The following is a 12,853-nucleotide window of genomic DNA, read 5'->3' as shown; positions in this document are numbered from 1 at the left end:
GCATCATGGCCCGCGTCTACGTTTCCAGCGTCATCTCCGCCCCCGCCGCCAAGGTCTGGGCCCGCGTGCGGGATTTCAACGGCCTGCCGAACTGGCACCCTCGCATCGCCGAAAGCCGGATCGAGAATGGCGAACCGGCCGACAAGGTCGGCTGCATCCGTGCCTTCTCGCTGCGCAGCGGCGATCGCCTGCGCGAGCAGCTGCTCGGCCTCTCGGACTACGACATGTTCTGCACCTACGCGATCCTCGACTCGCCGATGCCGCTGACGAACTATGTCGCGACGCTGAGGCTGACGCCGATCACCGACCAGGAGCGGACCTTCATCGAGTGGTCGGCCGAATTCGACTGCGCGCCCGAACGCGAGGCGGAGCTGATCGAGGGCATCGGCACCAATGTCTTCCAGGGCGGCTTCGACGCGCTCAAGCGCGCATTCGGGGGATGAGACCATGCCCCATGTCGTCCGCAGCACGATCATCGACGCGCCGGTCGACCTGCTCTGGTCGGTGCTGCGCGACTTCAACGGCCATGACCGCTGGCACCCGATCGTCGCCCGCAGCGAGATCGAGCGCGGGCACCCGTCCGACAAGATCGGCTGCGTGCGCCGCTTCTGGCTGCAGGACGGCAGCGAATTGCGCGAGCAGCTCCTCACGCTTTCGGATCTCGAAATGACCTTCAGCTACTGCCTGCTCGATACGCCGATCCCGCTGTTCAACTACGTCGCCCATGTCCGGCTTTTGCCGGTGACCGACGGCAACCGCGCCTTCTGGCACTGGGAAAGCCGCTTCACCACGCCGCCCGGCCGGGAAGCCGAGCTCGCCCGCATCGTCGGCGACGAGGTCTACACCAACGGCATCGAGGCGGTGCGCCGCCTGCCCGAACTGGCGAGGGAGGCCGTCTGACATGCTCGATGTGAGAAGCTGCACGACCCTTTCGGAGGCCGCCGGCATCCTGTCGGGCGACCGGCAGGCGGTGCTGATCGGCGGCGGCACGCTGGTCATGCGCGATGTCAACGAAGGCCGCCTGACGGAGGGCACGCTGCTTCGCGTCACCGATCCCGCCTTCCGGCGGATCGAGGCCGGCGGCGGACGCATCGAACTCGGCGCGGGCGTGACCATGGGGATGATCCTGGCGAACCGGGAGCTTGCCTTCCTGCATCCTGCGGCGCGCGCCATCGGCGGACCGGCCGTGCGCAATATGGCCTCCGTCGGAGGCAACCTGTTCGCTCCCGCGCCTTATGGCGATTTCACGGTCGCGTTGCTGGCCCTCGACGCGCAGGTTGTCCTACAGGCGGGTTTCGGCTCCGGCCGGGCGACGCCGCTGGAGGAGTTCCTGGCCGCGCGCGAGCGCTCGGGATCGGCGCTGGTCACATCCGTGCAGTTCTCGCGGCCGGCCAATCCGGGGGACTTCCACTTCCGCAAGATCAGCCGGGTGAAGCCCAAGGGCATCTCGGTCCTGTCGATCGCCGCGCATCTGCCGCTGGCCGGCGGGCGCGTCGCCCAAGCGCGGGTCGCCTATGGCGCGATGGCGCCGACGCCGATCCGCGCGCGCGGCGTCGAACGGGCGCTGGAGGGCAAGAGCCTGGATGCCGCCGCGATCGCCGCCGCGAAGACGGGCGCGCTGGAAGGCTGCCGCCCTGCCACCGACGCGATCGCGAGCGAATGGTATCGCCGCGAGGTGCTGCCCGTTCATCTCGGCCGGCTGCTCGCCGGCGAGCCCCGCTGAGGAGCGCGCCATGGCCAAGATCCCCGTCCAGTTCCGCCTCAACGGCACCGACCGCGCCGCCTTCGTCGATGCGCCCGAGACCCTGCTCAACACGCTGCGGCGGAGCCTCGGCGATTTCGCGCCGAAATATGGCTGCGGCCAGGGGGCATGTGGCGTCTGCACCGTGCTGATCGACGGCGAGCCGCATCTGTCCTGCCTGACGCTCTCGGTCGCCTGCGAGGGCCGGCAGGTCGAGACGGCGTCCGGGATGGCTGATGGACCCGAACTGCACCCGCTGCAGGCCCAGTTCATGGAGCATTTCGCGGCGCAGTGCGGCTTCTGCACGCCGGGCATGCTGACGGCGGCACGCGCGCTGCTCGACCGGAACCCCAACCCCACCCGCGACGAGGTGATCGAGGCGATCAGCGGCAATATCTGCCGCTGCACCGGCTACGAGCCGATCGTCGCGGCGATCCTCGCCGCAGCCGGTTCGCCCGGCCTGCGCCGCGCCTGAGGGAGGCCGACATGCTAGAACTCCGCAAGGACCTCTTCGCCGACGAGCGCGACGACAATCTCAACGTCATCGGCAAGGGCATCCAGCGTCAGGACATGCCCGGCCATGTCACCGGGCTGACGCGCTATTTCGACGACCATGCCTTCGACGGGATGCTGCATCTCAAGGTGGTGCGCAGTCCCCATGCCAGCGCCCGCATCCGCTCGATCGATATCGCGGCGGCGGCGCGCGCACCGGGCGTGAAGCGCGTGCTGCGCGCCGCCGACGTGCCGGTGAACAAGAACACGCTGCTCAGCCTGATCAATTTCGGCAAGGACGACGAGCCCTCGCTGGCGGTCGACCAGGTCCACTACAAGGGCGAGCCGGTCGTCGCGATCATCGCCGAAACCGAGGCGCAGGCACTCGCGGCCAAGAAACTGGTGCGGATCGACTATGAGCCGATGCCCGCCGTCTTCGACGTCGAGGAGGCGCTGAAGCCCGGCGCGCCTGTCGTCAACGAAACCTATCCGGCAAACTATTTCGAGTATCACGAGCGTTTCGACCATCAGAAGCTGCGCTTCGGCGATGTCGAGCGCGCCTTCGCCTCGGCCGACATGGTGCTGGAGCACCGCTACCAGATGTCGCCGATCGAGCATGCGCCGACCGAAACCAATGGTTCGATCGCCGCGCCCGAGCAGAACGGCCGCTTCGTGGTGCATTCCTGCGCGCAGGGCCTGTTCTTCGCGCTTGGGACCGCGGCCAAGATCGTCGCGGTCGAGTCCAACCGGCTGCATTTCATCGGCGGCACGGTCGGTGGCGGCTTCGGCGGCAAGGTCGATTCCTTGACCGAACCGCTGGCGGTGCTGGGCGCGATGGTGACGGGGCGCCCGGTCCGCTTCGTGCTCGATCGCGAGGAGGAGATGCTCTACGGCTCGCCGCGCGGGGCCGAGCGCATCTACATCAAGGATGGGCTGATGCGCGACGGGCGCATCGTTGCCCGCCAGATCCGCAGCTATTTCGACGCCGGCGCTTATACGCGGCTCTCCAGCTATGCCGCGATCAAATGCACGGCGCATCTGCCAGGGCCCTACTGGATCCCCAACGTCTCCTCCGACGTCCATGTCGCCTACACCAACCGCTGCCCCTCCACCGCCATGCGCGGCTTCGGCATCACGGCGGTGGATTTCGCGCTGGAGGTCCAGATGGACCGGCTCGCCGAGGCCGCCGGCATGGACCCGATGGAGTTCCGGATCCTCAACGCCTATCGCGACGGCGACATGAAGCCGCATCGGCGCAAGGCCTCGAACACGGCGTTGATCGAATGCGTCCAGGTCGCGGCCGGGAAGGCGAACTGGCCGATCTCGGAACAGGGCAAGCGGCAATCCTCTCTCACCGGCGGCGGCGCCGGCGAGCGCGCGCAGATTCCCGCCACCGTGCTCGATGCACGCGGCCAGATCGGCCGGCCCGACACGCGTCAATCGGGCCCGACGCAAACCCTGCCGGCCGGCACCTCGCGCATCGCGCCGAGCAAGCAGCCGGTGATGGAGGGCGCGCGAGACGGCCGCGCCGCGCCGACCCAGGTGCCGCGCTACGAACCGGCCCGGACAGCGACGCAGCCGCTGGCACCTGCGGCCTATGCCCCGCCGCCCTCGCCGTACCAGCCGGTGGCGGGCCGCCAGCCCCCGCCCTACCAACCGCCCCCAGCGCCGCCCTCGCCCGCTCCGGCGCCGGCCACCCAGACCCAGCATGGCGCGGTGCGCTTTTCATCCGTCTTCGGCAGGAGGCGCTGACATGGCCCGTCACCAAGGTCGCGGCATGGCGTCCGTCAATTATCCGATCGGGATGAATCTCGGCGGCGATCCGAGCCAGGCGCTGATCCATTCCAACCCCGACGGCAAGTTCACCGTCGCGCTCTCGGCGATCGATCTCGGCCAGGGCATGAAGCAGGTCTCGCGGCAGATCGCGGCGGAAACGCTCGGCGTGCCGGTCGAGGACGTCTATGTCGACACCGCCGACAGCGACACCGGCCCCCATGACATGGGCTCCTTTGCCTCGCGCGGCACGCATCGCATGGGCAATGCCATCATCGTCGCGGCGCGCGAGGCCCGCGGCGTGCTGCTCGAGGCCGCGGCCGAGGAACTGGAGGTCGATGCCGGCGACCTCGTCACCGACGGGCGCGGCAACATCCATGTTCGCGGCGCGCCATCCCGCTCGATCACGGTCAAGGCGACCGCCCAGGCGGCGCAGTTCAAGCAGGGCAAGACCATCGCCGGCCGCGGCATCTTCCTGATCCCGCTCTCGGCGGTCGATGCCGAGACCGGCGAGATGAACCCCAACACCGCCTTCGCCCATGCCTGCCTGGTGGCGGACGTCGCCGTCGATGACGAGACCGGCGAGGTCGAAGTGCTCAGGATGACCAGCGCCTATGAACTCGGCCGCGTCATCAATCCGCGCATGGTCGAGCAGCAGCTTGTCGGCGGCGCCTGGATGGGCATGAGCCACGCGCTGTTTGAGACACCCGAGCCCTATTATCCGGACCCGGCGCACGGCCCGCGCGACTTCAACGAATATCTGATGCCGGGCCCGGGCGAGATCGCGCCCTATCACGTCACGGTGCTGGAGCGCCCGGCGCCGGACGGGCCGTTCGGCGGCAAGGGGCCCGGCGAGATGTGCGCCAATCCCGTCCTGCCGGCGATCGCCAACGCGGTCTACAATGCGGTCGGCGTGCGCGTCGACGAACTGCCGATCACGCCCGAAAAGATCCTGCGCGGCCTGAAGGCCAATGGCGGGGTCAAGCCCGGCCCGCGGCGCGGCGGCCCCGTGAACTGGCGGTGACGGCATGGCGCTGAGGACCACCGTCGCCGGCATATCCAGCCCCGAGGACTTGGCCCAGGCCCTGACGGGGGCGATGTATCTCGCCGATGACGGCATCGCCACCGCCGGCTATCTTTCGCTCGCGCTCGGCAAACCGCTGCTGCTCGAAGGCGCGCCCGGCGTCGGCAAGACCGAGGCCGCCAAGGCCATCGCCGGCATCCTTGGGCGCCAGCTCATCCGCCTGCAATGCTTTGAGGGAATCGACGCCTCTGCCGCGCTCTATGAGTGGAACTATCCGCGCCAGATGCTGGCGATCCGCCAGGCGCGGGAGGGCGAGGCGCTCGACATCTACCGCGACGATTTCCTGATCGAGCGGCCGATGCTGACGGCGCTGCGCCGGCCGGAATCCACCGTGCTGCTGATCGACGAAATCGATCGATCGGACCATGAATTCGAGGCCTTCCTGCTCGAATTCCTCTCCGATTTCTCGATCTCGATCCCCGAGCGCGGGACCTTGCGCGCGGCCGAGCGACCGGTCGTGGTCCTGACCTCCAACCGCACCCGCGAGCTGCACGAGGCGCTGCGCCGCCGCTGCGTCTACCATTACATCGCCTATCCCGAGCCAGAGCGGGAGGCCCAGATCATCATGCTGCGCTCATCCGCCGTAGCCGAGGGCACGGCGCGCGCCGTCGTCCACGCCATCGGGCTTTTGCGGCAGGAGCCGCTGGCCAAGCCGCCGGGCGTGGCGGAAGCCGTCGACTGGGCGGAGGCCGCGACCGCGCTCGCCCAGGCCGGCGCGCCCTGGCCGGAGGCGTTCCGCCGCTCGCTGGGCGCCGCGATCAAGGACGAGGAGGATTTCGTCCACTTACGCCCCCGCCTGCCGCTGATCATTCCGGGGCTGGCGGCATGATCGCCCCACTCCCCGCAGCCGCGCGCCTGTTCGTCGCCTTCCCCACGCTGCTGCGCGGCCATGGGTTCTCTGTCGCTCCGGAGCAGACGACGAGCTTCCTGATGGCCGTCGAGCTGCTCGGGCCGCGCAGCCTCGCGCATGTGCGCAAGGCGGCTGTCGCGACGCTCGCGCCCCATCCCGAGCAGCGCGACCTGTTCGACGCGCTGTTCGACCTGCATTTCCTCGGCGCCCTCGCAGAGCCCGGCGATGAGGATTTCGCGCCCGACGAGGAGATGGCGGTCCAGGAGGATTCCGGTTCGCGCGAGATCCTGGTCGGGGAGGAGGTCAACGAGACCGGCCAGGCGGCAACCGGCGCCGAGGCCTTGTCGGTGCGGGCCTTGCAGCCGCTGGACGAGAGCGAGACATTGCGCCGCTTCGCCCGCGCGCTGCCGGCCGCCCTGCCCCGGCGGCGCGGCTACCGCCATCGCGGCGCACGGCGGGGCCCCAGCGTCGATCTCGCCCGCAGCCTGCGCGCGGCGATCCGCCATGATGGCGAGGTGATGAGCCTGAAGAAGCTCCGGCGGGTGACCCGTCCCCGCCCCATCCTGCTGCTGATCGACGTCTCCGGCTCGATGAAGCAGCGCAGCGACGCAAATCTTGCGCTGGCACATGCGATCGTCCAGGCGACGTCCAGGGTGGAGGTCTTCACCTTCGGCACGCGGCTGACGCGGGTGACCCGGGCGCTACGCCGCAAGCGCCGCGAGCAGGCGCTGGCCGAGGCGTCGGGGCTGGTCGCCGACTGGGATGGCGGCACCCGCATAGGCGACGCGCTGCAGGCCTTCCTCGCCGTGCCGCGCTTCGCGTCTTACGCGCGCGGCGCGGTCGTGGTCGTGCTGTCGGACGGTCTGGAGCGCGGCGACCCCGCCGCGCTGGTGTCGGCCGTGACGCGGCTTGCGGCGCGAGCCCACCGCATCGACTGGCTGACGCCGCTCGCCATCGACCCCGGCTACCGGCCGGAGACCGAGGCCTTGCGGTTGATCGCGCCGCGCCTCGCCAGCCTCGGCAATGGCGCCAGCACGGCTCGGATCTGCCGCCACATCCTTTCGCTCGGAGGCTCGGTCGCGGCATGATCCCAATCGTCGATTCGCATTTCCATATCTGGCGCCAGGCCGACCTGCCCTGGCTCGTTGGCCCGATGCAGCCGCGCATCTTCGGCCCCTATGAGCCGATCCGGCGCGACTACCCGGTCGCGGAATATCTCGCGGATTGTCGGCCCTGCGGCGTGACCGAGGCCGTTTATGTCCAGGCCAACTGGGCGCCCGCGCTTCATCTCGACGAGGTCGCTTTCGTCTCGCAGGCCTCCGACGAATCCGGCTTCCCGATCGCCATCGTCGCCTATGCCGACATGCTTGCAGAAGACGTCCGGCCGCAGCTCGATGCGCTGGCGACGAACCCGCGGGTGCGTGGCGTGCGGATGCAGTTGCACTGGCACGACAACCCGCTTTATCGCTTCGCCAGCGGCGCCGATCTCTGCCGGGACCCCAAGCTGCAGGCCAACATCGCGCTCCTGGCAGATTACGGCTTCAGCTTCGATCTGCAGGTCTTCGCTCCCCAGATGGAGGGGGCGGCCGAACTGGCGTTCAACTGCCCGAAGGTAAATTTCGTGCTGCAGCATGCCGGGATGCTGGAGGACCTCTCGCCGGAGGGCGTCGAGCACTGGCGGGACGGCATGCGGGCGCTGGCGGGCCAGCCCAACATCGTCAGCAAGCTCTCGGGGCTGGGCACCTTCCTGCGCCGCAACGACCCGCAGCACATCACCTTCGTCGTTCAGGAGACGCTCGCGCTCTTTGGCGCAGAGCGCTGCTTGTTCGGCTCGAATTTCCCGATCGAGAAGCTCTGGACGACCTATCCGGAGCTGATCGGCCGCCATCGCGCCGCCGTGCCGGAGGGCGCGGCGGCCTCTGTTTTCAGCCAAACCGCGCGGCGGGTCTACCGCCTCGCCCAGCACTGACGGGAGAACCTCCATGGCGCTCGAAATCAAGATCCTCGACTATGGCGACATCGAGCTGGAATCGAGCTTCCTCGTGCTCGGTCGCGATTGCGGCCGTACCCGCCGCGTCCCGACCTATGGCTTCCTGATCCTCGGCGGCCCCTGGCCGGTGGTCGTCGACACCGGCTACCGCCACAACCAGATCATGGAGACGCTCGGCATGCGCGGGCTCCAGTTCCACGAGAACATGATCGAAAACCAGCTCGCCAAACACGGCGTCCGGATGGGCGATGTGCGCTACGTCATGCACACCCATCTCCATATCGACCATGCCGGGAAGGATGAGCTCTTCTCGATGAACACGACGGTAATCCTCAACCGGCGCGAGCTCGAATACTCCGTCTCGGGGCTGATGCACCCGCAATATCCGGCCCCCGACATCAAGCATTTGATCGACCGGCTGCACACGCGCGACGCGCTGCGTTTTGAGGATCTGGAGCTGTCGGGGATGATCGAGCTGTTCCCGGGGTGCTATCTCGAAGCGGCCGGCGCCCATACCGAGGGCTCGATGAACGTGCATGTCGACACGGTCGAGGGCCGCGCCATCCTCTGCGGCGACGTGATCTATGATTTCAACGACCAGATCGTCACGCCCTTCCACGAGATCAGCGCCAACGAGCCGCGCACCACCGGCAATCACGGCGTCTCCAAGCGCGAGGAGAAGGCCGCGATCAAAAAGCTGCTCTCGGCCGGCAAATTCCTGCTGCCGGTCCATGACAAGCCGGCCAAGATTGCACATGGCCAGGTCGTCGGCCGCATGGACATGGCGGTTCCCGGGCCGGTCGTGCAGTCGCTGCCGCCGCGCAACTGGTTCGCGGCTTAAGGGCCGGCCGCGATGACCACACATACAGCCGTCCGCCCGGCCTTCGCCGACCTCGTCGATCTCTGGGCGCCGGTCCGCCAACTCGGCACCGGCTTCGATTTCTGCGAGGGGCCGGTCTGGCATCCGCGCGAGCAGCATCTGCTGTTCTCCGACATGCCGGGCGATGTCCGCCGTCGCTGGGACAAGAGCGGCGTGCGCGAGGTCAAGCGGCCGGCCAACAAATGCAACGGCATGACCTATGATGCCGAGCTTAACCTGATCGTCTGCGAGCACGCGACCTCGTCGCTGATCCGCGAGCGGCCGGATGGGCAGCGCGAGGTGCTGGCCTCGCATTTCGAGGGGCAGGAACTCAACAGCCCCAACGACGTCGTGGTGAAGTCGGACGGGTCGATCTATTTCTCCGACCCCTGGTATGGCCGCATGCCGGTCTTCGGCGTCGAGCGGCCGCGCCAGCTCGGCTTTCAGGGCGTCTATCGCATTCCCCCCGGAGGCGGCGAGCCGCAGCTCCTGGTCGATCGCTATCTCTTCGACCAGCCCAACGGGCTGTGCTTCTGCCCGACGGAGGACAGGCTCTTCGTCAACGACACGGTGCAGCACAACATCCGCGTCTTCCCGATCCTGGCCGATGGGCGGCTTGGGCCGGGTCGCATCCTCGCCTCGGGCATCGTTTCGGCCTCGGAGCCCGGCGTCCCCGACGGGATGAAATGCGATGCGCAAGGCAATCTTTGGGTCTGTGGCCCCGGCGGCGTCTGGGTCTACACCATCAAGGGCGAGCTGATCGGCAAGCTGCGCGTGCCGGAACTCGTCGGAAACCTCGCCTGGGGCGGGCCGGACTGGCGCACGCTGTTCCTCACCGCAACGCATTCGCTCTACGCAGTCGAGACCAAGATCGGCCCGCGCATGGAGCCCTTCATGAAAGCGGGGGGCGGCACGGTGCGCGGCGGCAGTCCCGCATCCGAGCCGGTCTCGGGCGTCAAGCCTGCCGCGACGGTCGCCCCCAGCGGCGCAAAGAAGGCTGCTGCCGGCTATCACCTCGATCCCGCGCGCTGCGCGCTCATCATCCAGGACATGCAGAACGATGTCGTGATGGAGGGCGGGGCCTTCGCGTCGTCCGGCTCCCCGGAGCATTGCAGGCAGCAGAACGCCATCGCCAACGGCGCGAAGCTGGCGCATGCGGCGCGAGCGCGCGGCATTCCGGTGATCCATGTCTGGTTCGTGGTCGAGCCCGGCGCGCCGGGCGTCACCATGAACGCGCCGCTGTTCGAGGGGCTGGCCGACGCCAAGGCGCTGGTGCGCGGGACCTGGGGCTGCGCGCCCGTGCCCGGGCTGGAGGCTCAGGCCGGCGATCATGTCGTTGAGAAGTGCCGCATGAGCGCCTGGGAGGGCACGCGACTCGAAACCGTGGTCAAGGCGCTGGGCCGTGACGTCGTCATCGTCACGGGCGCCTGGACCAACATGTCGATCGAGCACACGGCCCGCACCGGTGCCGACAAGGGCTATTTCATGCTGGTACCGGAAGATGCCTGCTCGACGATGAACGCCGAATGGCACGCAGCCTCGGTCAATTACGCGCTGCAGAATGTCTGTGTCGTCACCGATGTCGACGCCGTCATCGCCGCGACCGACGGGTGATGCCGTATTCAGCGTGTTTGTACACCAGGGTCAGGGACGCCACATGCCGTGACAGCTGGCCTTCGCAATGCCCTGAGGCGTGCCGTACACGGCTGGTCTCGCGACTTGCTCACAGCCATCATCATACATCGCGAGGATGACAGAGAAACGATTTGTGCGTTTGACCAGGCTAAGAGCGGATGCCTCGGAATGATCGGCAGCATTCTTGCCGCCGGGCGGAATGCAAACTGCTCGACCGAAACCGCTTTCGCCCGCACCGACTTCCCACCGGTGTAATGAGCCGATCTGAGCCCACAGAACGAAGCTATTCTCTTTGAAAATCAATGACTGAGCCACATGAGTGGCGCGACCTACGGGAGTCGAACCCGTCTCCCCAGCGTGAAAGGCTGGTGTCCTAACCGATAGACGAAGGTCGCGGGCTTCAGAACCGCGCGCGGTTCCTGTCGAAGCGGGGCGAGGTATAGTGGCAGCGTTCCCACTCCGCAAGCGTCTGTTTCGCGTTCTGCCCAGCTCATCCTGCGACACAGGGCCCTCCCCGAGGCCGCGCGCCCAAAGGCCGGCACAGTCGTCGGGCCAGGTCAGGTCGGCCTGGCGAGATCGAGGACGCGCAGTTCGGCGGTCTCGTTGCCACCCCAGCGGTTCAAGGTCAGCGTCGCGGCAAGATGGACGCTTTCGCCGCGCGCCGCCATCAGGGCCCGCCCCAGGGGCTCGCTGGCGACGCGGAATGCGATGCCGCCGACGCTTCCGCCATCGCCGCTCCTGAGCTTGACCCGGACATGCCCGCCGCTGCCGATCTCGACCACATCGGTCAGGCGATGTGCCGGAAAGACGAAGACCGGCTCGGGGCTGCCCTGGCCGAAAGGGCCGGCCTTGTCGATCTCGGCCAAAAGGCGCGGGGTGGCGCCGCCGGCGCTGAGCGCCGCGTCGATCAACAGCGCCTGCGAATCGCCGGCGACGGCAACCTCGGCCGCCAGGCGTTCGATCAGGAAGGCGTGGAAGGCGACATCCTGCCCCGGTGCGAGGGTGACACCCGCCGCCATGGCATGCCCGCCGCCCTTGACCGCGAGTCCGGCCTCGACGGCCTCCCGCACCGCGCGCCCCAGATCGACGCCGGTCACCGAGCGGCCCGAGCCGGTGGCACCGCCCTCCCCGTTCAACGCCAACGCAAGGGCCGGCCGGCGAAAACGCTCCTTCAATCTGGCGGCCACCAGCCCGACGATGCCGGGGTGCCAGTCCTTCGATGCAGCCAGCAGGACGGGCAGGTCGGCGTCGCGCAGCAGCGCGTGGTCGGCCTGCGAGGTGGCCTCGATCACCGCCTGGCGTTCGATCTCCTGGCGCTCCTGATTGAGGCGGTTGAGTTCGGCGGCGATGCCGCGCGCCTCGATTTCGTCCGTCGTCAGCAGGAGTCTGGCGCCGAGCCCCGCATCGCCGATGCGCCCGCCGGCATTGATGCGGGGACCCAACAGGAAGCCGAGATGCCAGGGTTGGACCGGCCCATCGAGCCCCGCCACATCCATCAGCGCGGCCAGACCCGGCCTCGCCCGGCCGCGCAGGATCGACAGTCCTTGGCGGACGAAGGCGCGGTTGAGGCCCTGCAGCGGCACGACGTCGGCAACTGTCGCCAGCGCCACGAGATCGAGCGCCGCCAGAAGATCGGGCTCGCCCCCCCGCGCCGCCCAGACGCCCTGGCGCCGCAGTTCGGCGCGCGTCGCCACCAGCGCCACGAAGACGACGCCGGCGGCGCAGAGATGGCCGAGCCCCGAGAGATCGTCCTGACGGTTGGGATTGACCAGCGCCTCGACCTCCGGCAGCCGCTCGGGCGCCTGGTGATGATCGAGCACGACGACGTCGAGCCCCAGCCGCCTTGCCTCCGCGAGCGGCTCGTGGCTGGTCGTGCCGCAATCGACGGTGACGAGCAGCGTCGCGCCCTCAGTGGCAAGTTGGCGGATGGCCTCGCTGTTGGGGCCGTAGCCCTCGATCAGCCGGTCGGGAATATGGATGCGCGGGCGCGCGCCGGCATCCGACAGAAATCCTGCCAGCAGCGCCGCCGAACAGGCGCCATCGACGTCGTAGTCGCCGAAGATCGCGACCTGCTCCCGCGCGACGACGGCTTTCGCGAGCCTTTGCGCGGCGGCGTCCATGCCGACCAGGGTGTTGGGATCGGGCAGGAGGTCGCGCAGCTTCGGTTCGAGATAGATCGCCGCCTCGCTGGCCTCGATGCCTCGCCCCGCCAGCAAGCGGGCGAGAATGTCGGGAATGCCCTCGATCTGCGACAGCGCCTCGGCGCGGCCGAGACCAGCGGCGTCGAGCCGGTCGCGCCAGGGACGACCCAGCGCGGAACGGGTGACGCCGAGAAAGGCGCGGGGAGGTTCGAGACTCATGCGTGGAGGGCGTCGCGCAGGCGCGGGCTTCCGTCAACTGTGCCCGCCTGGCGGGCGCCCGATTCAGGC

Annotated in this window: 12 protein-coding genes and 1 tRNA gene; 11 read left to right on the top strand and 2 right to left on the bottom strand. The window is 68.6% G+C overall.

Features of this window, described 5'->3' with window-relative positions:
* Positions 1-5: 5 nt before the first annotated feature.
* Genes IP69_RS02405 through IP69_RS02355 form a run of 11 tightly spaced genes read left to right on the top strand, consistent with a single transcriptional unit; the run spans position 6 to position 10,403 of the window.
* The gene (locus IP69_RS02405; protein WP_054141200.1) at positions 6-443 is read left to right on the top strand and encodes an SRPBCC family protein; all 438 of its coding nucleotides are present in this window, start codon (positions 6-8) and stop codon (positions 441-443) included.
* A gap of 4 nt (positions 444-447) precedes the next feature.
* Complete coding sequence (locus IP69_RS02400) at positions 448-900, top strand: SRPBCC family protein (protein ID WP_054141199.1); 453 nt, start codon at positions 448-450, stop codon at positions 898-900.
* Between the two features lies 1 nt (position 901).
* On the top strand, positions 902-1,723 hold the full coding sequence (locus IP69_RS02395) for an FAD binding domain-containing protein (RefSeq protein WP_054141198.1): 822 nt from the start codon (positions 902-904) through the stop codon (positions 1,721-1,723).
* A gap of 10 nt (positions 1,724-1,733) precedes the next feature.
* Positions 1,734-2,216, top strand: coding sequence for a (2Fe-2S)-binding protein (locus tag IP69_RS02390; protein ID WP_054141197.1), 483 nt, complete (start codon positions 1,734-1,736; stop codon positions 2,214-2,216).
* 11 nt (positions 2,217-2,227) lie between these two features.
* Entirely contained in the window at positions 2,228-3,985 is a 1,758-nt protein-coding gene (locus tag IP69_RS02385) for a molybdopterin cofactor-binding domain-containing protein (RefSeq protein WP_054141196.1), read from the top strand.
* Position 3,986: 1 nt separating this feature from the next.
* Entirely contained in the window at positions 3,987-5,030 is a 1,044-nt protein-coding gene (locus IP69_RS02380) for a molybdopterin cofactor-binding domain-containing protein (protein WP_054141195.1), read from the top strand.
* A 4-nt stretch (positions 5,031-5,034) separates the two neighbouring features.
* Positions 5,035-5,919 (top strand): MoxR family ATPase, encoded by an 885-nt coding sequence (locus IP69_RS02375; protein WP_054141194.1) that lies wholly within the window; start codon positions 5,035-5,037, stop codon positions 5,917-5,919.
* Positions 5,916-7,028 carry a VWA domain-containing protein gene (locus IP69_RS02370; protein ID WP_054141193.1) on the top strand — a complete coding sequence of 371 codons (1,113 nt, stop codon included), beginning with the start codon at positions 5,916-5,918 and terminating at the stop codon, positions 7,026-7,028. The genes IP69_RS02375 and IP69_RS02370 overlap by 4 nt, the downstream gene beginning before the upstream one ends.
* The gene (locus tag IP69_RS02365; protein WP_054141192.1) at positions 7,025-7,909 is read left to right on the top strand and encodes an amidohydrolase family protein; all 885 of its coding nucleotides are present in this window, start codon (positions 7,025-7,027) and stop codon (positions 7,907-7,909) included. The genes IP69_RS02370 and IP69_RS02365 overlap by 4 nt, the downstream gene beginning before the upstream one ends.
* Before the next feature lie 13 nt (positions 7,910-7,922).
* Entirely contained in the window at positions 7,923-8,771 is an 849-nt protein-coding gene (locus IP69_RS02360; RefSeq protein WP_054141191.1) for an MBL fold metallo-hydrolase, read from the top strand.
* A 12-nt stretch (positions 8,772-8,783) separates the two neighbouring features.
* Positions 8,784-10,403, top strand: coding sequence for an isochorismatase family protein (locus tag IP69_RS02355; protein ID WP_054141190.1), 1,620 nt, complete (start codon positions 8,784-8,786; stop codon positions 10,401-10,403).
* A 341-nt stretch (positions 10,404-10,744) separates the two neighbouring features.
* Here the strand turns inward: IP69_RS02355 and IP69_RS02350 are convergent.
* Positions 10,745-10,819: transfer RNA gene (locus IP69_RS02350), tRNA-Glu, on the bottom strand.
* A 162-nt stretch (positions 10,820-10,981) separates the two neighbouring features.
* Positions 10,982-12,784: a single-stranded-DNA-specific exonuclease RecJ gene (gene recJ / locus IP69_RS02345; RefSeq protein WP_054141189.1), complete on the bottom strand. Its 1,803-nt coding sequence runs from the start codon at positions 12,782-12,784 to the stop codon at positions 10,982-10,984.
* Between the last annotated feature and the right edge of the window lie 69 nt (positions 12,785-12,853).

It is taken from the genome of Allobosea sp. AAP35, assembly GCF_001295925.1.
Lineage (GTDB): Bacteria > Pseudomonadota > Alphaproteobacteria > Rhizobiales > Beijerinckiaceae > Allobosea.
Note: the sequence above shows the minus strand (reverse complement) of the source record. Positions and strands in the feature narration are given on the sequence as shown.

Bases quoted from the DNA above. Each gene is read 5' to 3' on its own strand.
- IP69_RS02405 (WP_054141200.1), top strand. From the start codon at position 6: ATGGCCCGCGTCTACGTTTCCAGCGTCATCTCCGCCCCCGCCGCCAAG.
- IP69_RS02400 (WP_054141199.1), top strand. From the start codon at position 448: ATGCCCCATGTCGTCCGCAGCACGATCATCGACGCGCCGGTCGACCTG.
- IP69_RS02395 (WP_054141198.1), top strand. From the start codon at position 902: ATGCTCGATGTGAGAAGCTGCACGACCCTTTCGGAGGCCGCCGGCATC.
- IP69_RS02390 (WP_054141197.1), top strand. From the start codon at position 1,734: ATGGCCAAGATCCCCGTCCAGTTCCGCCTCAACGGCACCGACCGCGCC.
- IP69_RS02385 (WP_054141196.1), top strand. From the start codon at position 2,228: ATGCTAGAACTCCGCAAGGACCTCTTCGCCGACGAGCGCGACGACAAT.
- IP69_RS02380 (WP_054141195.1), top strand. From the start codon at position 3,987: ATGGCCCGTCACCAAGGTCGCGGCATGGCGTCCGTCAATTATCCGATC.
- IP69_RS02375 (WP_054141194.1), top strand. From the start codon at position 5,035: ATGGCGCTGAGGACCACCGTCGCCGGCATATCCAGCCCCGAGGACTTG.
- IP69_RS02370 (WP_054141193.1), top strand. From the start codon at position 5,916: ATGATCGCCCCACTCCCCGCAGCCGCGCGCCTGTTCGTCGCCTTCCCC.
- IP69_RS02365 (WP_054141192.1), top strand. From the start codon at position 7,025: ATGATCCCAATCGTCGATTCGCATTTCCATATCTGGCGCCAGGCCGAC.
- IP69_RS02360 (WP_054141191.1), top strand. From the start codon at position 7,923: ATGGCGCTCGAAATCAAGATCCTCGACTATGGCGACATCGAGCTGGAA.
- IP69_RS02355 (WP_054141190.1), top strand. From the start codon at position 8,784: ATGACCACACATACAGCCGTCCGCCCGGCCTTCGCCGACCTCGTCGAT.
- recJ (WP_054141189.1), bottom strand. From the start codon at position 12,784: ATGAGTCTCGAACCTCCCCGCGCCTTTCTCGGCGTCACCCGTTCCGCG.